Consider the following 23055-nt stretch of genomic DNA (forward strand, 5'->3'; position numbering starts at 1 on the left):
GGCACTGCGAGGCCGGCTCTGCCAGGACGGGGGCACCCGGATCGATCAGCGCGCCAGCGCCGCCAGCTCCGCCCGGGTGCGGGCCCCGGCCTTGCGCAGCAGGTTCGACACGTGGAACTTCACGGTGTTGCCGCTGATGCCGAGGTCGTCCGCGATCCGCTGGTTCGAGGCGCCGAGCGTGATCAGGTTCAGCACCTCCCGCTCGCGGGCGCTGAGCTCGGCGAGGTCGAGCCCGTCGGGCTGCGCCGGCGGATCGAGGGGGAGGCGGATCGACAGGGTCGACCCCCAGCCCGCGGTCGACGCGACCGAGAGCCCCCCGTCGAGCCCGCGCACGCGCTCGGCGATCGGGCGCAGGGCGTCGTCGCGGGTCGTCAGCTCGCCCTGGCCGTCGTCGCGGATCTCGATGAGCAGGTTGAGCCCGTCGCAGTCCCACTGGATCCGCACCCGGCGCGTCTGCTCCGACTCCACGAAGGCCAGCACGGCGCTCCGCACGATCGCGCGGGCCGCGTGCGCCACCTCGCCGGGGAGGGCGCGCCCGGTGGCGGGCGGCTCGACGAACTGCACGTCGAGGTCGCCGAAGCGCACGAGCGGACGCAGGTCGCTCCGGAGTCGCGCGAACGCGCCCACGACGGGCTCCAGCATCGCGCTGCGCTGCTCGTCCGAGGCGGTGCGCAGCTCGACCAGGGCGTTCGCGGCGATGTCGATCGCGACGGTGCGGGCCGCACGGTCGTCGAGGCGCTCGGCGCGCAGGGCGGCGAGCACCGACTCCAGCGCCACCGCGTGCCGGTCGGCCTGCTCGGCCACCGTACGGGCGTGCTGCTGCAGCAGGGTGCGGGAGGCGGGGGACTCGGCGGGATCCATCCCCCGAACCTACCCGTCCTACCCGCGAGCGGCACCGCCCACCCGATCGGGTAGGTAGGCCTCCTCGATCTGGTGGCGCGCGGATCCGGTCGCCGGGCGCACTGTGGACCCATGCCCGCTGACGACCGCACCACCGATCCCGCAGAGGCGCTCGCCGTGATCGCCGCCGAGGTGTCCGCCGCGACCGCCTCGCTGACGACCGACCGGCTCGAGCCCGTCCTCGAGCTGCTCGCCGGCGCCGACCGCGTCTTCGTCCACGGCGCCGGCCGCTCCGGCCTCGCCCTGCGGATGACCGCCATGCGCCTCATGCACCTCGGACTCGTCGTGCACGTGGTCGGCGACGTGACGACCCCGGCGATCCGCGGCGGCGACGTGCTGCTCACCGCGAGCGGCTCCGGCACCACCGGGGGCATCGTCCGCGCCGCGCAGGCCGCCGTCGACGCCGGAGCGCGGGTCGCGGCGATCACGACCGCCGCCGACTCCCCGCTGGCCGGGCTCGCCTCCGCCGTGGTGGTCGTGCCCGCCGCCGACAAGCTCGACCGCTCCGGGGCCGCCTCGGCGCAGTACTCCGGCGGGCTCTTCGAGCAGGTCGTCGTGCTCACCGGCGACGCCCTGTTCCACGCGCTCTGGCAGCGCCGCGGCGACAGCGCCGACGAGCTCTGGCCGCGCCACGCGAACCTCGAATGACCCGACTCCCCACCTCGACAGGAAGAAGAACCCCGTGAAGCTCCAGTTCGCCATGGACACCCTCAGCACCGACGCCGCCCTCGAGCTCGCCGCTGCCGCCGCCCCGCACGTCGACATCCTCGAGCTGGGCACCCCGCTCATCAAGAGCGCCGGCCTCTCCGCCATCACCGCCATCAAGGAGGCGCACCCCGACAAGACGGTCTTCGCCGACCTCAAGACGATGGACGCGGGCGAGCTCGAGGCCGACATGGCCTTCGCGGCCGGCGCCGACCTCGTGACGGTCCTCGGCGTCGCCGGCGACAGCACCATCGCCGGCGCGATCGCCGCCGGGAGGAAGCACGGCAAGGGCGTCGTCGTCGACCTCATCGGCGTGCCCGACAAGGCCGCCCGCGCCCGCGAGGTCGTCGCCCTCGGCGCCGAGTTCGTCGAGATGCACGCCGGTCTGGACGAGCAGGCGGAGGAGGGCTTCACCTTCGAGACCCTGCTGCGCGACGGCGAGTCCTCCGGCGTGCCGTTCTCGGTCGCGGGCGGCGTGAGCACCGCCACCATCGAGTCGGTGCAGCGCGCCGGCGCCCTCGTGGCCGTCGCGGGCGGGGCCATCTACGGCGCCCCGGACGTCGGCGAGGCCGCCGCGGCCCTCCGCGCCGCCATCGTCTGACCCGTCGGCGCCGCCGCCCCCGAGGCCCGCTGATCCGGGTCGCGAGGGCGGCGGCGCCCTCGTTCCGCGCGGGAGGCGGCAGCGCATCCCCGCCGGACGCCCGGCCCCTCTCGACTCGCCGACGGCGCGGTCCTACAGTGGCTGCGACGACCCTCGACTCCCGCCGCGGGACCGACGGCGCCGTCGCGAGCGGAGGGAAGCCGTGTCCTCGACCGCCCCCGTGCCCGGACCCGCCGTCGACGCCTCGACGAGGCTCCGCGACTTCCACCAGATCCTCCTCAACACCGCCGTCGCGAACGTGACGACGAGCTTCCTCTGGTTCGCGCTCACGTTCTGGGTGTACCTCGAGACGCGCTCCGTCCTGGCGACAGGGATCATCGGCGGCGCCTACATGCTGCTCGTCGCGGTCCTCGCGATGGCCTTCGGCACGATCGTGGACCGGCACCGCAAGTTCCGCGTCATGGTCTTCGCCGGCGCGGTCACGCTCGTGTCGTTCGGCGTCGCGGGCGGTCTCTTCCTCGCGCTGCCCGAGGCGGCGCTCCTGGACTTCCGCGCCCCCTGGTTCTGGGTGTTCTCGGGCACGATCCTCTTCGGCGCCGTCATCGAGAACATGCGCAACATCGCCCTGTCCACGACGGTGACCCTGCTGGTCCCGGTGGAGGGGCACGCCCGCGCAAACGGCCTCGTCGGGACGGTCCAGGGCCTCGCCTTCGTGGTGACGAGCGTCTTCAGCGGGCTCGCCATCGGCCTGCTCGGCATGGGGTGGACGCTGGTGATCGCGATCGGCCTCTCCGCCGCCGCGCTCCTGCACCTCCTCTTCCTGCGCATCCCGGAGGACCGGCCCGCGCCGACGGGGGAGAGGGCGCCGCTGATCGATCTCCGCGGCAGCATCACCGCGGTGCGGGCGGCGACCGGGCTGTTCGCGCTCATCGTCTTCTCGACGTTCAACAACCTGATCGGCGGCGTCTACATGGCGCTGATGGACCCGTACGGCCTCGAGCTGTTCCCGGTCGAGCTGTGGGGCGTGGTGCTCGGAGTGACGGCGACCGGTTTCGTCATCGGCGGTCTGCTCGTCGCGAGGTTCGGTCTCGGGAGGAACCCGATCCGGACGATGCTGCTGCTCGTGATGGCGATGGGCCTGATCGGCGCGGTCTTCACCCTCCGCGACTGGTGGTGGCTCTACGCCGGCGGCATCTGGATCTACATGACCCTGATCCCGGCGGTCGAGGCCGCCGAGCAGACGGTGATCCAGAAGGTCGTCCCCTTCGAGACCCAGGGGCGCGTCTTCGGCTTCGCGGCGGCGTTCGAGTCGGCCGCCGCTCCGATCACGTCGTTCCTCATCGCCCCGATCGCCGAGTTCGCGCTCATCCCGTACATGGAGTCGCCGGCCGGGCGCTCGGCGTTCGGCGGGCTGCTGGGCGACGGCATCGGCCGGGGGATCGCGCTGGTGTTCCTGGTCGGCGGAGTCGTCATGATCATCGCGGCCGGCGCGGCGATGCTCACCCGCTCTTACCGCGTCATGTCGGCGCAGTACCTGCGGGAGGCCGCGGCGAGCGGGGAGGCGGAGCCCGTCGGCACGGAGGCGCCGGAGACGCACCGGACCGCGCCGAGCACCGTCGAGCAGAACCGCTAGCGCCCGCAGACGCCGCCCGTCATGCGCCTCCGGGGGGTCCGGCGGACCGGACGGCGCCGACACGAGGAAGACGTGCCGGACGCCCCCTCCCCAGGGTGCGGCGTCCGGCACGTCGGCTGCGACCACCCGGTCGAGGGGCCCTCCTCGACTCCCGAGCGCTCCGCTGCCCCGCGCCTCCGGAGGGAGACATCGGGGCATGCGGCGCCGGCGGGGGGGGGGAAGGCTCTGGTTCCCCGCCCCGCCGGCGCCGGCCGCCCGCGAGGGGCGGCGAGGATGCTCGTTCGGGCGTGCCTCGAGTGACGGCTACATGCCGTCACTGAGCATGGACTGCACCAGCTTCACGTGGCGCTCGAGGTTCAGCTGGCTGAACTCGCTGTTGTAGTTGAGGCCGTAGTTCAAGATGTGACCCGGGGTGCACTGGATTGTCGCGTCCGGTCCGTCCCAGGTGCGCAGCAGTGCCAGGGCCGAGTCCCAGCTGCTGTTCTCGCAGTTCGTGTTGAAGGTGGTCGACGTGCCCAAGCCCACGGTGTGCGAGATCTCGTGCATGGCGGTGCCCTCCACCATGTAGACGCGCTCCTTGCCGAAGCGGATCTGGCCGTAGATGTTCGCATCGGCCGTCGGGGTTCCGGGGCTGTACGAGACGGTCAGGGAGCGGGAGATGTTGCTGAGGCGGTTGTAGCGGGCCACGGCGCGGTCCATCGCGTCGGTGATGCGGGCGTAGGCGTCGGCCTCGTCAGCGGTCGGGCTCGCGACGCGGTTCAGCGTCCAGGTGATCTTCTGCACGGTCGGATCGGTCAGTGCCCAGCGCTGGGCCTTGGAGCCGGTGCAGGTCCACTGCTGAATGGGGGAGCCGTCGAGCTGGCGGAAGTCCTTGTTGTCGAGGCAGAGGTCGCTGTGCCGATTGGCGATCTCGGCGTAGCCTCCGCCGACGGAGGTGATCCGCCACTGCTGGGCGGTGCTGCCGTTGCAGCTCCACTGCCGCACGTCCGAGCCCGGGGTGGTGCCGAAGTCGAAGTTGTCGAGGCAGAGGTTGCTGAAGGTGTTCTTGATCTCGGCGTAGCCGGTGCCGAGGTCGGTGACCTGCCAGCGCTGGTTGCTCCCCTCGGTGCAGCTCCACTGCCGCACCTCGGCTCCGGGCTGAGTGCCGAAGTCGAAGTCGTCGAGACACATGCTGCTGTGCTGGTTGCGGATCTCCTGCGCCGATCCGAGGCCGACCGGGGCGGTGGCTGCAGAGGCGGGCGAGCTGATGCCGAAGGTCGTGATCCCGACGACGGCCGCGATCAGGGCGCCGATCAGGCGCTTGGAGGGGTGGGACTTCGTTGTCCGGGACATGGGTGCCTTTCACAGACATCCGGCGTCCCCGAAGGGACGCGGATGAGGGTCGCAGGAAGGAGCCGTGTCCGAAGGGATCGGAGCACGGCAGAGGATGCGCCGGAGCGACCGGGATGGTGATCCGGTCGTCCCGCCGCGGGACGCGTCAGCGCCGACGCTCCGAGTGGGATGGGAAGCTGATCACGACCTGCATGTTGACGTGGACAACCATCGACCGGTCGCGGAGCCGGTGTCAAGTGCCGGTCTCGAGCGGATCCGGTCCGAGCCCCGCCGGGCGAGGGTGATCCGTCCACGCGGATCCCCGTGCTCGCAGGGAGAGAGCGCTCACACCCGCCGTCACTGCGGCATCGCCCGGGAATCCGCCATTGTTACCGTTAACAAAAGTCGGTACGGTGTCACCTGAAGTGGGCAAGCGCGTCCTCGCGCCTCGCGTCCCACTCCGACCGGTTCGAAGGCGAACCTGAGAGGAACGTCGATGATGACGACAGCACCACCCTCCCGCCGCACCCTCCCGCCGCAGGCCCACGCCCGGCGCCGATGACTGTCGGCCCCGCCGACACCTCCCACGCGGTGACCGCGGTCGGCGCCCGCAGCGCGCGACGTCCCGTCCTCGCACGCACGTCGACCTCCGCCTCCCGATCACGGGTCGCCAGGCCCGCGTCCCGGGCCGCCTCCCGGCGATTCCCTCCCCGCCAGACGGACGCCGGACTCACCACTCCGCCGGCCGATCGCGCGGGCTCCGTCCTCCCCCTCCGACCCCTCACCTGAAGGACCCCCCATGTCACGAACCCCCCGGCAGGAGCGCACCCGGCGCTCACGCCTCCCCCGAGCGGGCGCCGCGCTGACGCTCGCCATCGCCTGCCTCGGCGGCGTCCTCGGACCGATCGGCGCCGCCGGCGCCGCAGAGACCGTCCCCGCTCCCGCGCTGCAGTACTCGTTCGACGGCATCGGTGCGACGCTCGCCAACGGAGCCGTCGTCGCCGACTCCGCTCCGGGCAACCACCCCGGCACCCTGATCAACTCCGGCGCGACCAGCGTCGCGGGTCCCTCCGGCGCCTCCACCGACCGCGCTCTCTCGCTCCCGGGCGGATCGAGCACGTCGGCCGCGCCGCACGTCCGGATCGCGCCGGGCCTGATCCCCGCCGGCACGCAGGACGTCACGATGTCCGCCTGGCTGCGCTGGAGCGGTGCTCCGGACTGCACCTGGCCCTTCACGCTCGGCTCCAGCGTCGACTCCCACGTCCTCTCCACCACGAAGTGCGGACCGGCCGGCTTCGGCGCGATCAAGAGCGGCTCCGAGGTGCGGGCCGCAGGCAACACTCCGGTCGCCGCGAACCGCTGGGTGCACATGGCGGTCGTCGTCAAGGGCGGCCAGTCGGTCTCGACCTACTTCGACGGAGCTCTCGTCGGCCAGGGCAGCACGACCTTCACCGCCGCGTCCGCGATCGGCACGTCCACGTTCTCCGGCTTCCTCGGCAAATCGTTCTACGGCGCGGACGCCTACTGGGCCGGTGCCATCGACGACATGCAGGTCTGGACCTCCGCGCTCACCGCCGGCCAGGTGCAGCAGAGCGCCGCATCCGTGCACTCGGTTCTCGCGAACCAGGACGCCGCCGTCTCGCTCGGCGACACCTCGAACGTGACCTCGAACCTCGCCCTCCCCACGACCGGCGCCAACGGCTCCACGATCACCTGGACGTCGAGCGCCCCCGGCGTCGTCAGCACCAGCGGCGTCGTCACCCGGCCCGCCGCGGGCAGCCCGGACGCCACCGTCACGCTGACCCCGACCGCCGTCCACGGCGGCATCACCGTCGTCGGCCGTGCCACCACCGTGTTCGTCCCGGCGTACGCCGCCGGTGACAGCGCCGAGGCCGAGCTCGCCCGGGCCGTCGCCGACGGCATCAGCAACGATCCCGCTCTCGCCGGACCGGTGCGCGGCAGCCTGAACCTGCCCTCGACCGGAGCCGACGTCGCCGCCACCGCCGCGCGCGCGAACAGCTCCAGCGCCGTGGTCAGCTGGACCTCGTCGAACGAGGCCGTCATCACCTCCGCCGACAAGGGCACCGCGCCGAACGTCGTCGCGAAGGGCTCGCTCACGCGCCCGTCCGCCGACACCACCGTCACCCTCACCGCGACGGTCACGGTGCCCGGCACCACGCCCCTCGTGCGGACGCTCACGCGCACCGTTCCGGCCGCGGCTCCCGTGGCCGCGAGCGACCTCGACGCGTACCTGTTCGCGTACTTCACCGGCGACAGCATCGAAGGCGAGAAGATCCGCTTCGCGACCTCCGACGGCAACGACTCGCTCACGTGGAAGACCCTGAACGACGCCCAGCCGATCCTCACCTCCACCATGGGCACGAAGGGGCTGCGCGACCCGTTCGTCTTCCGCTCGAAGGAGGGCGACCGCTTCTTCCTGATGGCCACCGACCTCTCCGTCGGCACCACCGGCTTCGGCGGATCGACCAACCGCGGCAGCCGCTACCTCGAGATCTGGGAGTCCACGGACCTCGTCAACTGGGGCCAGCAGCGCCACGTCGAGGTCAACCTGCCCAACGCGGGCATGACCTGGGCACCGGAGGCCACCTACGACCCCACCATCGACGCCTACGTCGTCTACTGGACCTCGGCCCTCTTCACCGACAGCACGCGCAACGTCGAGGACGGCAACGGACCGCAGATCCTCACGTCCACCACCCGCGACTTCCGCGACTTCACCACCCCCGAGGTCTGGTTCAAGGCCGCTGACGTCCCCTCGCTCAACAAGAGCAACGGACTGATCGACGCCACGATGCTCAAGGACGGCGACACCTACTACCGCTTCACGAAGGCGACCCAGACCAGCGGCTGCCCCTCGCCCGACATCATCGGACAGAAGTCGACGAACCTCCGCGCCACCACCGCCTCCGGTGCGTGGAGCCTCATCGACACCTGCATCGGCCGCACCGCCGGAACGCCGGAGGTCGAGGGTCCCGAGATCTTCAAGACCAACGAGGGCGACCGGGCGGGGTACAAGTACTTCCTCTGGACCGACAACTACGGCGGACGCGGCTACATCCCGCTCGGCACGAACTCGCTCGAGGGCGACATCCAGTGGACGATCCCCAGCAGCTTCTCGCTGCCGACGTCGCCCCGCCACGGATCCGTCGTCTCCATCACTGCGAAGGAGCGCGACGGGCTCGCCGCGAAGTGGAACCCGTCGCTCCTGGTGACCTCGATCGACGCCGTGGCGCGGACCGTTCAGGCCGGATCGACCACCGTCGACCTGCCCGCCACGGTGGGCGCGACGTTCAAGGACGGCCACCGTGAGACGGTCGCCGTGACGTGGGCGACCGCCGATCTCAGCTCGCTGAAGAAGGCGGGCGACACCGTGCAGGTGCGCGGACAGCTCGCCAACTCGGCAGCGACGCCGGCCATCGCCACCATCACCGCCACGGCTCCTCCCGGACCGTCGCTGACGGCCTCGGCCGCGAGCCGCTGCGTCGCCGGCAAGGTGACGGTCACCGCGACCGGCACCAACACGAGCGGCTCCACGGTCGAGATGACCGTCGGCTCGCAGTGGGGGAGCAGGACCTTCGCCGGGGTCGCTCCCGGCAAGTCCGTGTCCGCCGCCTTCACCACCCGGGCGACCTCGGTCACCGCGGGCGAGGTGAGCGTCGCCTCGAAGGACGCGAACGGCACCAGGACGGCCACCGCGCCGTACTCGGCGCTCACCTGCCGCTAGGCCGGTGACAGGGGAGGGGCGGCGTCCAGCCGCCCCTCCCCTGACCTCCTCCGTTCCGGGGCCTCCGGCCACCGGAGCAGGGGAGCATGGACCCTGGGTCCGTGCTCCCCGCATCCACCTCTCCCACGGAAGTAGACGAACAATGCGGTTCCGACGCACGACGGCCCTCCTGGTCGCCGCGAGCCTGACAGCGGGAGGGGCTGCGCTCGGCGCGGCACCCGCACAGGCCGCGGTGCCCAGCCCGGTCCTCTCCTACGACTTCTCCTCGTCCGCCGCCGTCGGCTCCGCCGTGGGCGCGGGCACGACCCTGACCGACTCCGCTGCGGGCCGCTCCGCCACCGTACGCGGGACCGGAGCGACGACCGTCGCCGGTCCGCGCGGCGGCACCGACCGCGCACTCCGCCTCCCCGGCGGCGCCGCAGGCAGCTCCGCCGCCTACGCCGAGATCGCGCCGGGACTGACCACGGCGGCCACCACCGACGTGACCATGTCGGCCTGGCTGCGCTGGGAGGGGAACCAGAACTGCAGCTGGGCGTACGCGCTCGGGCAGTCGACCGAGCGGTACCTCTTCACCACGCCCCAGTGTGGAAGCAGCCTGATCGGTGCCGTGAAGAACGGCTCGGAGCAGCGCGCGGCCGACTCCGGTCCCGCCGCCACCGGCCGCTGGAGCCACGTCGCCGTGGTCCTGCGCAGCGGCGTCAGCGTCTCGACCTACGTCGACGGCCGGCTCGCCCAGACCACCCCGACCTCCGCGACCGGAGCGGCGACTGTCGGCACCTCCGCCTTCTCCGGCCTCCTCGGCAAGTCGTTCTACGGCCCCGACCCTCTCTTCGCCGGGGCGATGGACGACGTGCACGTCTACTCCTCCGCACTGACCCAGGACCAGGTGCGCGAGGACGCGGCTCCGGCCGCTGCCGCGATCGCTGCATCGGACGCCGCCGCGGCGACCATCGCCGTGACCGGACCCGTCACCAGCGACCTCTCCCTCCCGACCCGCGGCGCGGGCGGCTCCGTCCTCACCTGGGCGAGCAGCGACCCCGCGGTGATCGGCACCGACGGCTCCGTGCGCCGCCCGGCACCCGGCTCGGCGAACGCCACCGTGACCCTGACCCCGACCGCGACGTTCGCCGGATCCGCCGCCACCGGCACCGCGCGAACCGTCACCGTCGCCGCCGACACCGAGGCCGACGCCACGGCGCGCCTGCGCACCGCCCTCGTCGTCCCGCCGACCGTCGCCTCCGGAACCGCTCTTCCCACGGTCGCCGGCTACACCGTGTCGTGGAGCGCGGACGGTGCCGGCCTGTCCGGCAGCCGCCTCGTGAACGACTCGGCGACCGACCGGGCACTCGCGCTCACCGCCTCCGTGAAGGTCGGCGCCACCACGCTGACGAAGACCTTCCGCACCACCGTCCTCAGCGCCTCCACGGCGAAGACCGTGGTGTCGTACACCCGGACGCCGACCGGCGAGGACAAGGCGAACCAGGACACGATCGCCCGCGGCCTCCACCTGGCACTCGGCTCGTCCGTCGCCGACGCAGCACCGCTCTCGGGCAACTCGGGAGTCCTCTTCGCCGACGGGGTCTTCCTCGGAACCGACAAGGCCGACAACCGCGGCCTCGCGAACCCCTCGCTGTTCACCTTCGCCGACGGCACCGTCGGCGTGATCGCCACGCGCGTCCTGCAGTCGGGCGCGTCCGACGGCACCGGGGCCTCGAGCGCTCTGGTCTTCAAGGCCACGGACGCCACCGCGTCCGACTTCGCCGAGCTCGGCCTCATCGACCTCGGCACCACCGGCGGCGTCGTCGCGCCGAAGGCCGTCTTCGACACGGACCAGAACCGCTACCTCGTCTCCTGGACGGACTCCTCCGGGGCGGCGAAGTACACGACCGTCACGGACCTCGCCCGCACCGAGCTCCGCGCGCAGGCGTTCTGGCCGAAGGACGGCGGCCGTCGCAGCGTCGTCGTGACCGACGGGAACCGCGGTGCGGTCCTCGGAGGAAGCCCCGCCACCGTCGCCGCTCCCGACCTCTCCGGAGTCCCGGGCCGCGTCGCCGACGCTCTGCCGGGCGGCGCGCTGACGGTCTCCGGCTCCGTCGCCGACTCGCTCGTGAAGAGGTTCGGCCGCACGGTCAACACCGGATCCTCGGTCGCACCGCAGACGATCGATCAGGGCGACACCTCCGCCCTGTCCGGAGTGAAGGCGCAGCTCTCCTACAACGACGGCTCGACCGGCAGCCTCGGCATCGACTGGAACCAGCAGCAGCTCGCCGACCTCGCCGCGAAGGGCCCGGGAACGTACGACCTCTCCGGGACCGTCCGCCAGCGGCAGTACAACGAGCCGTTCGCCTACAACCGCGCGGATCCGACGATCTACCGCTACGAGCGCAACGGGAAGACGCAGTACCTCTTCACCGCCACGGACGACACGAACAACAACAACGTCGCCTCGCAGCACCTGCCGATCCGGGTCGCCGACAGCATCGACCAGCTCAGCGACGACAACGGCGGACGGGCCCGTGAGGTGGACCTCCTCAACCGCACCACGCGGATGGACCGCACCGCCGAGGGCAAGGTGATCGCGGGCTGCTACTGGGCCCCCGAGATCCACGAGATCGGCGGCAAGCTCTCCATCCTGTTCGCCCCGTGCTTCAACCCGGACAACGACCAGTCGAACCAGAACGGTCAGTGGTTCACGGTGCAGGCGCACATCATGCAGCTGCGCGACGGCGGAGACCCCGCGAACCCCTCCGACTGGAGCGCGCCGCGCGCCGTCGTGAAGAGCGATGGGAGCGCCCTCGGACGCCCCGGCACGGGACGCAACATCAGCCTCGACATGACCTACTTCGAGTCCGGTGGAACTGCGTACTACGCCTGGTCCCAGCGCTACGTCGACAACGGAGTGAGCGACCCGGCGACCTGGATCGCCAAGGTCGATCCCGCGAACCCCACCCGCGTCATCGGCGAGCCGACCCCGATCATCGTGCCCTCGCTGACGTTCGAGGACCACCTGTCCGAGGGAGCGTTCGCGATCCAGCGCGACGGGAAGATCACGCTCGTCTACTCCAGCAGCGGCGTCAGCCCGAAGTACATCGTGGGCGGCGCCTGGGCGAAGGAGGGCAGTGACCTGACCGACATCGCGAGCTGGACCAAGTACGACGCCCCGCTCCTGCAGAGCGTTCCCCTGCCCGACGGCGTCCTCGACTACCGCACCTACGAGCAGGGTCCCGGCCACGGAGCCGTCACCCAGGACGAGGACGGCAACGACGTGTACGTCTACCACACCTGGGGCAACGGAGTCGGGGGTGACGGCCGCGACACCCGTCTCGCCCGCATCCACTACGCCGCCGACGGCCGGCCGGTCTTCGACCTGACGCCGACGGAGGAGGTCGCACCCGCGAACCGGACTGTGACCGCCAAGGTCACCGTCACGTCGCCCCTGACCGTGACCGCCACGGCGTCGACCCGCTGCGTCAGCGGGAAGGTCGTCCTGACCACTGTGGTCAAGAACGACAGCCGCTCGATCATGGACATCACGACCGTCACCGCCTTCGGCTCGAAGACCGTGACCGGAGTCGCTCCGGGATCGTCCGCGTCGAGCGCCGTCACCACCCGAGCGGTCTCGATCCCCGCGGGGTCGGTGGCCGCGACAGGAAAGGCCGTCGTCGACGGGAAGACGGTCAGCACGCAGACGAGCGTCGACTACCCGGCGCGCAGCTGCCGCTGAGACGGTGAGGGAGCGGGCGCCACGATCGCCCGCTCCCTCGTCGTCCCGCCCCCGACCGGCACTGCGCCGCCCTGCAGTGCCGCCACCTCAGAAGGACGACCGACGAGATGCACCACAGCAGGAGGGCCGGGACGGTCCCGACGATCGGGCCCGTGCTGACGAAGGTCGCGCAGTCGCACACCCTCACCGAGGAGAAGGACGACGGAGCGGCCGGCAGCGCAGCTGCGGTCGGAGGACACGACCTCCTGCTGATCAACGGCAACGCCCTCCCTCTCTCCTGAGCCCCCCCTGCGCCGTTGGGACGGGTCCTCGACCCTGATCGCCCGACGATTCCGCCGCGGCGGCATCACCACCGGCTGCGGACCGGGGCGGCGATCGGGCCGTATCCTGCTGTCCGGACCGATCGCTGATGTGCGAACCTCTCCTGAGCGGACTCCCGGATGCGGGCCGACCGTGACCGGTCCGGCCCGTTCCTCTCGTTGCAGCAGGAGACCGCCGTTCCCCAGGAGACACCCGTGATGCGCCTCGATCGATTCCTCGTGTCCCTGGCGCGCTCTGCGCGGTGCACGAACCGCTGCGGAGCCTGCGGGCTCGACTGCAGCACCGACGTCTTCATCCTGATCGCGCTCGCGACCGGCGAGAACCGCGGCGAGTCCCGCCTCCGAGAGGTTCTCGACCACCGCTCCGGTGACCGTGTCGATGTCGTCGAGGTGCGCAAGCGCCTCCTGCGGCTCTCCCGCCGGGGTCTGGTGCTCCTCGAGAGAGGCAGGAGGACCCCGCTGCAGCGCATCGAGCGCTTCTCGATCACGCGCGACGGCCGGGCCTTCCTGGCGTCCCACGCCAGAGCACTGGACCTCCTCGCCGAGGAGATCCACGTCGCGCTGCTGTCCCGCTGACGAGCCGAGTGCCTGTGCGGGCGCACGCGGGACGTCTCCTGGTCGGCCGTCGTCGGATCGGTCGTGTCGGTGACGCTCCACGTGGCGCGACTTCGACATGGACGTCGCCTCCGGCTGCGTCCTGGGCGCTCCGGGGCAGCACGAGGCGTCGCCGACCATCCTGGGCGCCGCGTTCGCGACCGTGCTGCCGTGGCGCGACGCGATGGCGGCGCTCCTCGAGGAGGCCGTCCCTGCTGCATCCTCAGCAGTGCGAGGCCGGCCTGGGGCTCGCCTCGACCCAGGAGCCGGGTCCGGGGACAGGCCTGTCCTGATCCTCGACCGCAGAAGGAAGAGTCTCGGTCCCGGTCGAGCTCCTCCGACCGGGATCCGCCTCGCGCCGGAAAGTGCCCTTCGTGCATCACCCCGGGCTGGAGAGCTGGATGATCTCGGAGATCACCGCGGCTCGAGTGTCGTCCGGTATCCGATCGCCTCCGAGGGAGTGGTGCGACCACAGGCCGTCAGCCGCAAGGCAGGCGATGAACTGGCGGAGAGCGATCGGATCGGTCGCGGTCTCCTCTGCGGAGGGCGTCCACCTTCGGCGCACCTCCGCTACCGGCGCTCGGAGAGCGGTGTCGCTGCCCGTGGCCTGGAGGAGTCCGACCTGCATGTGCGTCGACGGCGTCAGGGCGACGGTGACGTAGGCACTCACGCGCTCCGTCAAGGTGGCCTCGTCCGCGGTCTTCCCCGCGACGTCGATCAGCTGGGCTTCCCAGCCGGCCGCGACGTGCTCCTGGAGAGCATGGGCGAGATCGGCTCGATCGCGGAAGTGGTACATCATTCCACCGCGTGTCAGCCCAGCCTCTTCGGCAGTCGCTTCGAGCGTGACGCGAACAGAACCTTCCCTCGCCGCGACACGGACCGCTGCGTCGAGGATCCGAGTCCGGTTGTTGGGTCGCGTCGCGCGAGGAGACGTCCGAGGAGAAGGCAGGACCCCCTCACCGCTGGGCGGGTTCGGTTCCATGTCGTGATCGATTCCGCCGCTCCCTCGGTCCGAGTGAGCGGCTAGGGACGGCGGGTGCTGAGGCGCCCGGAGGGTGTCGACGCGTCACCGCACGAGCGGGTGCGACAGCGTCGGCCGCCAGTCTGCCATCCTCTCCTGCCGACGTCGGAAGGTGAGGCTCGACCCCCTCGGTGTCGAGCCGTCCTGACGACGGACTGCAGCCGGAGGGACGGCTGTCACGGACGACGAAACAGGATGCAACTGTACATTCATGATTGTACAGTTGTGGTACGGTATCGGCCTGCCCAGCTTCGGAGCTGCGGGCGGTCAGATGCACTGCCGGTGCGGGATCCGAGGCTGAAAACCTCCAGCGACTTCATTCCTCAGAAGCCTGGAGGTTTCTTCATGTCCAGAATCGCGGACAAGCCGAACGCCCGCTGGTGGGCGCTCGCCGTCCTCGCCATGACCCAGCTCGTCGTCGTCCTCGACACGATGATCGTCACCATCGCCCTGCCTCAGGCCCAACTGGATCTCGGGATGAGCGACAGCCTGCGCCAGTGGGTCGTCACCGCCTACGCCCTCGCTTTCGGAGCACTTCTCCTTCTGGGCGGTCGGATCGCCGATTACTGGGGCCGCAAGCGCACCTTCATGGTCGGAATGATCGGCTTCGGAGCGGCCTCGCTCTGGGCCGGACTGTCGCAGAGCGGCATGGAACTCGTCATCGCTCGCGGCGTCCAGGGCGCCTTCGCTTCACTGCTCGCCCCCGCCGCACTCGCCATGCTCACCGTGACGTTCGCCCACGGCAAGGAGCGCAATCTCGCCTTCGCCGTCTTCGGCACGGTCGCCGGATCCGGAGCCGCCATCGGCCTGGTCCTGGGCGGCGTGCTCACCGAATTCACCGACTGGCGCTGGTGCCTCTTCGTCAACCTCATCTTCGTCGCCTTCGGCCTCGTCGGCGGGGCTCTCGTGCTCCGCGAGAGCAAGGCGGAAGGAGACAACCGCTACGACGTCTCGGGAACCGTCACCGTGACCCTGGGACTGGGCGCGATCGTCTACGGGTTCACCCGAGCCGAGCACGGATGGGGCGCGATCGACACCGTCGCCTTCCTCGCACTCGGCATCGTCCTGCTGACCGTCTTCGTGCTCATCGAACGCACGGTCGACCAGCCGTTGCTGCCCCTGCGCGTCATCCTGCGTCGTGTGCGAGGCGGCGCGATCCTGATCCAGGCCGCCAATGGCGCCGTGATGATCGGGGCCATCCTCTATCTCGCGTTCTACTTCCAGATCGTGCTCGGAATGGGACCGCTGATGGCAGGACTCGCGAACCTCGCCATGACCGTCGCGATCATGGCGTTCTCGCCCGTCACCACGAAGATCCTCAACACGTTCGGCCCCCGACCCCTGATGATCGTCGGGCCGCTCGTCTCGGCAGCAGGGCTCTTCCTGCTCCTCGGCATCACCCCGGACGGGAACTACTTCCTCCAGGTCCTGCCCGCCCTGGTCGTGCTCGGAATCGGACTCTCCATGCTCTTCGTGCCCGTCCAGAACCTCGCCCTTCTCGGGGTCGAGAACGAGGACGCCGGAGTGGCCTCCGCCGTCGTCAACTCCGTCTTCCACATCGGCGGGTCCATCGGTCTCGCGGTGTTCACCGTGTTCTACGCGAGCACCGCGGACTCCGCCATCGCGTCCGGAACGGCCGAGCTCACCGCATTCACCGACGGCTACAAGGCCGTGTTCCTGGCCGCAGCAGTGACCATGGTCGCGGCCTCTCTCACCGGATTCCTCCTCATCCGAGGGAAGAAGGAAGTCCTGAACCCCGCCTGGGACGAGGCGGAGGCCGCCCTCGTCCACTGAGACGATGCCGAAGGGGCGGGCCGGTTCGTGCAGCAGCGGCAGACCGGCTCGCCTCTTCCCGTCCGACTCACGACACCCCGTACGTCGCCGACCGACGACCTCCCCTCGATGGGGAGTCGTTCGTGGATCGCAACGGTCCGGTCGTCCGACGCGGCCGCGTCATCCGGTGGGTCTTCTCCCGCGATGCCGGCTGCACCGCCGAGATCATCGAGGGTCGCGACCCGGTCGCCCGGCACATCACCGCAGACCGGAACGACGACGCCCGGCCGCCCTCAGGTGAGAGGCGGCCGGGCGTCGTCGGTCGGAGGACCCGGTCAGGTCAGCCGCAGCGGAGCGCCGGGTAGGCGGCGCTCACGGGAGCGGAGGCGCTGCCGACGGTGGCGACCCCCTGGACGGTGCCGGCGGCGACCGAGGCGGCCCGCGTGGTCACGGCCAGCGAGGCGGTCCGGCCCGCATCGATCTGCTGCGTCTTCGCGCCCCACAGGGTGTTCCAGCGGAGGTCGGCGGTCGACGCGGCCTTGTTGACAGTGGTCAGCGTGACCACCACCTTGCCCGCGACGCAGCGAGCCGCTGCAGTGGCGGTGACGGGCACAGCCGGCGCCTTCACGGTGATCGTCGCCGTGACGGTGCGGTTGGCCGAGGCCACCTCCTGCTCCTTCGAGAGCGAGAGGTCGAGCCGGCCGCTCGCGCGGATGTTCACGCCCTTGAACCAGGTGTTGCGGTCCGAATCGAACAGGCCGCCCGCGTTCTGCGGATCGGTCGCCGTGTGCGGGTCCGGGTAGGGGCGGGCGTGGTAGGCGAGGAGCAGGTTGCCCGACTCGTCCTCGACGAACGAGTTGTGCCCGGTGCCGGCCTGCTGGCGCGAGAAGTACTGCGTCTCGTCCGCGCCGAGGCGGCCCAGGTAGGTGTCCTCGGTGTCCAGCACGGGGAACGCGGTCTGCGTCCACGTCGCGGGGTTGAGGAGGTCGGCACTCGCGTCGGCCGTGAGCAGGCCGAGCGAGTAGTACTTGTCGACCGTTCCGCCCGAGTAGGTGAGGTACATGCGTCCTCCCTTGGACACGATGAACGGCGCCTCGACGACGCCCTGGTCGTTGCCCTCGGTGGTGTCGGACGGGGTCGGCGAGCGCTTGCCCGACTCCCACGGCTGGCTCTCGCCGTAGATGCGGCTGACCGCACCGGTCACCAGCGGGACGGTGCCCTTGGGCCCCATCGTCGCCTTGGCGAGGGAGAGCGTGTTGCCGTTGGGCAGAACCCAGTAGCCCTGGGTGGCGCCGTTCTCCTGGCGGTCGATGTAGCTGACGTCGAAGGCCGCGCCCTCGAGGACGACCGGCTCGCCCCACTTCGTCTGGTCGAGGAATCCGCCCTCGGCGATCGAGGCGTCGGTCCCGGTGTAGGGGATCAGGACGGTGTTGTCGCACCAGCCGCCCACGGGCGCGTAGCCCTTGTTCATGCCGGCGACGATCCACCAGGTGCCGTTGATCTTGTGGAACTCCTGCGCCCAGATGTATCCGCCCCAGCCGTAGAAGGTGTTCGGGTACTGGCTCTGGCGGCCGGGCGTGCCGGCGTCGGGGTCGATCACGATCTGCTCGGGAGCGGAGTCGAGACCGGCGATGGTCTTCGAGCGCTTGAGGCCGATCTTGCGGTAGCTGGAGCTCTCCTCGATCGGGCCGAGCGAGTCCTGGCCGTAGTGCGAGCCCGTGAGGTAGTAGTAGCCGTCGTCCTCGTTGAAGAAGACGTGCGGATCCGCGCGGGCCTCGTTGACCATCGCCTCGGGGTCCTGCTGGACGGAGCCGGTGACCCGGTAGGTCCCGGGACGCGAGGTGTCGACGGCGGTGGTCAGATCGTCCTGCCAGTCGACGTTGAGCGACTTGGTCGAGCCGTCGTTGTACTCCATCACGGCCTGCCCCGGGAGCGCTGCGGCGATCGCAGCGGCTCCGGCGCCGGAGTCGACGGAGCCGCTGAGCGACTTCACACCGGTGTTCTTCAGGTCGACGTATTCGCGGTAGAACGTGCTGAACTCGGTCGAGGTCAGCGCCGTCTCGCCGGCCTGGCCCTGGGTGAACCCGGCGGGGAGACCCGAGCCCTGGACACCGGGGACGCGGGCGTCGGCGCGGGTGGTCGCTCCGGGAGCGGTGCCGGAGGCGAGGTCCGTGAACAGCGTCACGCGGCCCTCGGTGGTGAGCAGATCGGTCCAGAACAGCTTGTAGACGCCGAGGGCGGAGTCGAAGACGATCCGCGGGTCGGTCACGACCGAGCCCGGCGCGACCCGGAGGACGCGCTGGTCGCGGAACGTGCGGCCGTCGGCGGAGCTCCAGAGGTAGACGGAGTCCGTGGCGTTGTTCTGCGACGAGACCGCGCCGAGCGAGCCGTCCTTCGAGCGGAACAGCAGCGGCGAGCCCATCTGGGCGTTCGGGCGCTGCGCCTGATCGCCGTCCTTGAGGACGGAGAGGATCGACTGCGAGCGGTTCAGCGGCTCCCAGGTGGTCGCGCCGGCGGGCAGTGCGGCCGTGAAGAGCGAGTCCGCGCGGCGGTCGTCGTTGTACGCCAGCGGGTCGTCCTTCACTCCGTTCGTCGTGGTGACGGTCTTGACGGAGGTGGCGATGCGCCCGCCGGGCACGGCGAGGGTGCTGTCCCACGCGTAGGTCTGCCCGGCGACGGCTGCCTGGAGGCGGACGGCGACGGGAGCGGTGAGGCCCGAGAGGTTCACGGCGCCGGTGGAGGAGACGCGCGCGGCGCCGGCGCCGGAGGCGGTCCACGTCACGGTGTTCCCGAGCACCTGCGCGGGCAGGTCGCCGAGCACGGTCGTGGGGACGTCGAGTGCGGCGCGCAGGTCGGTCGCCACAGTGCTGCTCGTCGCGCCCAGCTCGGCCCCGGTCAGGGCGCGGTCGTAGACGCGCAGATTGTCGAGGAGTCCGGTGAAGTACTCCCCGCCACCCCAGTTGGCCTTGCCGACCTGAAGGACTCCGCCGGTCGATCCGAGGACCGTCGCGAGGGAGGGGCCGGCCGTCGTGACGGCCACGGGCTTCGCGTCGACGTAGAGGCGGGCGGTGCCGGCGCTCAGGACGAGATCGACGTGCTTCCACTCCGTGCTGCTCGGGCCGATGAGGTTGCCCGAGGAGTCGCGGGCGCCGCTGTTGGCGTACCGCTCGACGGTGATGCCGTTCGTCCTGTCGAGGACGCCGACGTACTTCTCCTGGGCGTAGTCCTGGGTCGCGGCCGAGCGAGCGGCGAAGACCGACCAGCCGACGTTGTCCGCGGCGGCGGGCTTGGAGTCGTACGACAGAGTGACGGAGTCGCGACCCTTCAGCAGCGGCTGCCCGTCGGTCGCAGTGAGGTCGAGCCAGAACGAGGACGACAGCGAGACGGCGCTGCCCTGCCCGGTGCGGCCGGCGACGAGGGTCGGCGTGCCCTTCACGGCGGCGCGGGTCGACCTGTCGGTGAAGGCGCCTCCGCTCGGGGCGGTGTCGAAGGTGAAGTCCGCGAGCAGGCTCTGCGCGGGAGTAGTCGCCGCTGTCGCGGCGACGGCGACCGGCACGGCGGCGCCGGCGGCGAGGGCGATCGTCGCGGATGCGGCGAGGGTGGCGGCGAGCAGGCGCGAGGGCCTGCCTCCGCCCGGGGGTCGTGACGTCATCGTCGACGTGTCCTCTCGGGTTCTGCAGCGAACCGGTGGGCGGACGGGGGATCCCGCCTGCGGTGTGGTCTCCGCACGCTACCGGCGATTGTTCACGGTAACAAGGGAGCACGACCATCGGTTGCGAAACTCCCACACCCGTCGGACATCCGGGCGAGCAGAACGCCGAAGCGGGAGGGCCGGCAGCCTCTGCGCCGGCCCCGCCCGGTCAGTGCCCGCGCGCGATCCACTCCTCGCGGTGCGGCGCCTCCGCCCCGATCGTCGTCGAGTCGCCGTGGCCGGTCCGGACCACCGTCTCGGCGGGCAGCGTCAGCAGGCGCTCCGTGATCGAGTCGATGATCGTCGGGAAGTCGCTGTACGAGCGGCCGGTGGCCCCCGGCCCGCCCTGGAAGAGGGTGTCGCCGGTGAACACCGTGCCGAGCGCCTCGGCGACGAAGCAGACGGCGCCGGGGGTGTGGCCCGGGGTGTGCCGCACCTCGAGCTCGACGCCGGCGACGGGCACGATCCGCCCGTTGACCAGACCGCCGCTCGGGGCCGTGCCGGGGTGCACGGCGTCCCACAGCATCCGGTCGGCCTCGTGGAGCAGCACCGGGGCGCCGGTCGCAGCGCGGACTCCCTCGACCGCGTCGAGGTGGTCGTCGTGCCCGTGGGTCAGCAGTACGGCGAGGAGCCGGCGCTCGCCGACGGCCGCGAGGATCGCGTCCGCGTCGTGGGCCGCGTCGATGACGACGCACTCGGAGTCGTCGCCGACGATCCACACGTTGTTGTCGACGTCCCAGGTGCCGCCGTCGAGGCTGAAGGTGCCGCTCGTGACGAGCTGCTCGATCCGCGCGCCCATCAGAGCACCACCACCGAGCGGAGCACGTCGCCGCCGGCCATCGTGGCGAAGGCCTCCTCGATGTCCTCGATCCCGATCCGCTCGCTCACGAACTCGTCCAGGGGCAGGCGGCCCTGGAGGTAGAGGCCGGTCAGCATCGGGAAGTCGCGCTCGGGCAGGCAGTCGCCGTACCAGCTCGACTTCAGCGATCCACCGCGGCCGAAGACGTCGAGCAGGGGGATCTCGAGGGTCATCTCGGGAGTCGGCACCCCGACCAGCACCACGGTCCCGGCGAGGTCGCGGGCGTAGAACGCCTGGCGCCAGGTCTCGGGGCGGCCCACAGCGTCGATGACGACGTCCGCTCCGAAGCCGTTCGTCAGGGCCTGCACCGCCGCGACGACGCCCGCCTCGTCGAGGCCGCTGGAGTCGATGACGTGCGTGGCGCCGAGCTTCTCGGCCGCAACCAGCTTCTTGGGGTCCCGGTCGATCGCGATGACCGTGCCGGCGCCCGCGAGAGCGGCGCCGACCACGGCGGCCGTGCCGACTCCTCCGCAGCCGATGACCGCGACGGAGTCGCCGCGCGTCACGTTCCCGGTGTTCATCGCCGCGCCGAGGCCGGCCATGATCCCGCAGCCGAGCAGGCCCACCGCGGCGGGGTCCGCCTCCGGATCGACCTTCGTGCACTGCTTCGCGTGCACGAGGGTCTTCTCGGCGAAGGCGCCGATCCCGAGGGCGGGGCTGAGCTCGGTGCCGTCCTCCAGGGTCATCCGCTGCGTCGCGTTGAAGGTGTCGAAGCAGTACCAGGGCTCGGCCCGGGTGCAGGCCCGGCACTCGCCGCAGACCGCGCGCCAGTTGAGGACCACGAAGTCGCCGACCGCGACATGGGTGACTCCCTCTCCGATCGCGCTGACCCGTCCGGCCGCCTCGTGACCGAGGAGGAAGGGGAAGTCGTCGCTGATCCCGCCCTCGCGGTAGTGGAAGTCGGTGTGGCAGACACCGCAGGTCTCGATGTCGACCACGGCCTCGCCCGGGCCCGGATCGGGGACGACGATGTCGACGAGCTCCACGGGAGCGCCCTTCGACCGGGCGATGACGCCGCGCACAATGGTGGGCATGGGGGCTCCTTCGACGGGGGCGTGCAGGTCCGCTCCACAGTAACGACCGCGGGAGGCGGGTGCGCCGGGAGGACGCGGGCGCTCGCCCTCTCCGGTGCCGGGCCGCCCGCCTCGCGGACCGCGACCCTGACAGTCGGTAGGGTGCGGGCCATGCGCACTCTGTACCCCGAGATCGAGCCCCACGACTCCGGCATGCTCGACGTCGGCGACGGCCACTCGCTCTACTGGGAGGTCTCGGGCAACCCCGAGGGCAAGCCCGTCGTGTTCCTGCACGGCGGCCCCGGAGCCGGCACCTCGCCCGCCCACCGCCGGCTGTTCGACCCCGAGAAGTACCGCATCGTGCTGTTCGACCAGCGCATGTGCGGCCGCTCGACCCCGCACGCCGGCGAGCCGGAGGCCGACCTCTCGACCAACACCACCTGGTACCTGGTCGCCGACATCGAGCGCCTCCGCGAGCACCTCGGCGTCGAGCGCTGGCTCGTGCTCGGCGGCTCCTGGGGCTCGACCCTCGCCCTCGCCTACGCCGAGACCCACCCCGAGCGGGTCAGCGAGATCGTCCTCCGCGGGATCTTCACCCTCCGCCGCGCCGAGCTCGAGTGGTTCTACGAGGGCGGCGCCGCCGCGGTCTACCCGGACCTCTGGGAGGGCTACACCTCCGTCGTCCCGGCCGGCGAGCGGGGCAGCCTCATCGAGGCGTACTACCGCCTGCTCCACGACGCGGACCCCGCCGTGCACGGCCCCGCCGGTGTCGCCTGGACCACCTGGGAGGCGTCGACCATCACCCTCCTGCAGAAGCCGGAGCTGATCGCGGACTGGTCCGATCCCGTCTTCGCGCTCGCCTTCGCCCGCATCGAGAACCACTTCTTCGTGCACAGGGGCTGGCTGGAGGAGGGGCAGCTGATCCGCGACGCCGGCGTCCTCCGCGACATCCCGGCCGTCATCGTGCAGGGCCGCTACGACATGTGCACCCCGGCCTTCACCGCCTGGGACCTGCACCGGGCCTGGCCCGAGGCCGACTTCCGGATGATCGCCGACGCGGGCCACGCCTTCGACGAGCCGGGGATCCTCGACGCGCTGATCGAGGCGACGGACCGCTTCGCGTCCTGACGCGCGGGGCGGTCCGCGCCTCGCGGCCGGGATGCCC

The 23055-nt window shown here is 71.3% G+C and carries 15 protein-coding genes; 9 read left to right on the top strand and 6 right to left on the bottom strand.

The genetic code is table 11. The features are described from left to right. Window positions 1-45 precede the first annotated feature (45 nt). Window positions 46-861, bottom strand: coding sequence for a LuxR C-terminal-related transcriptional regulator (locus C5C53_RS01585; protein ID WP_104266638.1), 816 nt, complete (start codon window positions 859-861; stop codon window positions 46-48). 111 nt (window positions 862-972) lie between these two features. On the opposite strand from C5C53_RS01585, the gene hxlB reads away from it, so the two are divergent. The 3 genes from hxlB (at window position 973) to C5C53_RS01600 (ending at window position 3839) form a co-directional block, all read left to right on the top strand. Continuing rightward, entirely contained in the window at window positions 973-1548 is a 576-nt protein-coding gene (gene hxlB, locus C5C53_RS01590) for a 6-phospho-3-hexuloisomerase (protein ID WP_104249685.1), read from the top strand. Between the two features lie 34 nt (window positions 1549-1582). After that, a complete protein-coding gene (hxlA, locus tag C5C53_RS01595; protein WP_104224387.1) occupies window positions 1583-2206 on the top strand; it encodes a 3-hexulose-6-phosphate synthase in 624 nt (207 codons plus the stop codon). Between the two features lie 202 nt (window positions 2207-2408). Beyond that, complete coding sequence (locus C5C53_RS01600) at window positions 2409-3839, top strand: MFS transporter (RefSeq protein ID WP_104266639.1); 1431 nt, start codon at window positions 2409-2411, stop codon at window positions 3837-3839. Between the two features lie 303 nt (window positions 3840-4142). Here C5C53_RS01600 and C5C53_RS01605 read toward each other — a convergent pair whose 3' ends face one another. Further along, window positions 4143-5171: an RICIN domain-containing protein gene (locus tag C5C53_RS01605; protein ID WP_104266640.1), complete on the bottom strand. Its 1029-nt coding sequence runs from the start codon at window positions 5169-5171 to the stop codon at window positions 4143-4145. A gap of 778 nt (window positions 5172-5949) precedes the next feature. On the opposite strand from C5C53_RS01605, the gene C5C53_RS01610 reads away from it, so the two are divergent. The 4 genes from C5C53_RS01610 to C5C53_RS01620 all read left to right on the top strand — a co-directional run bounded on the left by C5C53_RS01610 (window position 5950) and on the right by C5C53_RS01620 (window position 13515). Then, complete coding sequence (locus C5C53_RS01610; protein ID WP_104224390.1) at window positions 5950-8895, top strand: immunoglobulin-like domain-containing protein; 2946 nt, start codon at window positions 5950-5952, stop codon at window positions 8893-8895. A 142-nt stretch (window positions 8896-9037) separates the two neighbouring features. After that, window positions 9038-12619, top strand: coding sequence for a family 43 glycosylhydrolase (locus tag C5C53_RS01615; RefSeq protein ID WP_104266641.1), 3582 nt, complete (start codon window positions 9038-9040; stop codon window positions 12617-12619). 107 nt (window positions 12620-12726) lie between these two features. Beyond that, complete coding sequence (locus tag C5C53_RS16970; RefSeq protein ID WP_181068307.1) at window positions 12727-12900, top strand: hypothetical protein; 174 nt, start codon at window positions 12727-12729, stop codon at window positions 12898-12900. A 234-nt stretch (window positions 12901-13134) separates the two neighbouring features. Continuing rightward, a complete protein-coding gene (locus C5C53_RS01620; RefSeq protein ID WP_146076480.1) occupies window positions 13135-13515 on the top strand; it encodes a hypothetical protein in 381 nt (126 codons plus the stop codon). A 397-nt stretch (window positions 13516-13912) separates the two neighbouring features. Here the strand turns inward: C5C53_RS01620 and C5C53_RS01625 are convergent, their stop codons facing one another. Further along, window positions 13913-14515: a TetR/AcrR family transcriptional regulator gene (locus tag C5C53_RS01625; RefSeq protein WP_104266642.1), complete on the bottom strand. Its 603-nt coding sequence runs from the start codon at window positions 14513-14515 to the stop codon at window positions 13913-13915. 384 nt (window positions 14516-14899) lie between these two features. Here C5C53_RS01625 and C5C53_RS01630 point away from each other — a divergent pair, with 384 nt between their 5' ends. Continuing rightward, window positions 14900-16348 (top strand): MFS transporter, encoded by a 1449-nt coding sequence (locus C5C53_RS01630; protein ID WP_104266643.1) that lies wholly within the window; start codon window positions 14900-14902, stop codon window positions 16346-16348. Window positions 16349-16667: 319 nt separating this feature from the next. Here the strand turns inward: C5C53_RS01630 and C5C53_RS01635 are convergent, their stop codons facing one another. From C5C53_RS01635 to C5C53_RS01645, 3 genes are all read right to left on the bottom strand, one after another. Continuing rightward, window positions 16668-19979 carry a family 43 glycosylhydrolase gene (locus C5C53_RS01635; RefSeq protein WP_104266644.1) on the bottom strand — a complete coding sequence of 1104 codons (3312 nt, stop codon included), beginning with the start codon at window positions 19977-19979 and terminating at the stop codon, window positions 16668-16670. 208 nt (window positions 19980-20187) lie between these two features. Continuing rightward, entirely contained in the window at window positions 20188-20817 is a 630-nt protein-coding gene (locus C5C53_RS01640) for an MBL fold metallo-hydrolase (protein ID WP_104266645.1), read from the bottom strand. Next, on the bottom strand, window positions 20817-21911 hold the full coding sequence (locus tag C5C53_RS01645) for an S-(hydroxymethyl)mycothiol dehydrogenase (protein WP_104266646.1): 1095 nt from the start codon (window positions 21909-21911) through the stop codon (window positions 20817-20819). Before C5C53_RS01645 ends, C5C53_RS01640 begins: the two co-directional genes overlap by 1 nt. A gap of 150 nt (window positions 21912-22061) precedes the next feature. On the opposite strand from C5C53_RS01645, the gene pip reads away from it, so the two are divergent. Continuing rightward, window positions 22062-23018, top strand: a complete 957-nt coding sequence (pip, locus tag C5C53_RS01650) for a prolyl aminopeptidase (RefSeq protein WP_104226020.1) — start codon at window positions 22062-22064, stop codon at window positions 23016-23018. The last annotated feature ends 37 nt before the right edge of the window (window positions 23019-23055 follow it).

This window comes from Rathayibacter sp. AY1E3, assembly GCF_002932235.1.
Classification (GTDB): Bacteria; Actinomycetota; Actinomycetes; order Actinomycetales; family Microbacteriaceae; genus Rathayibacter.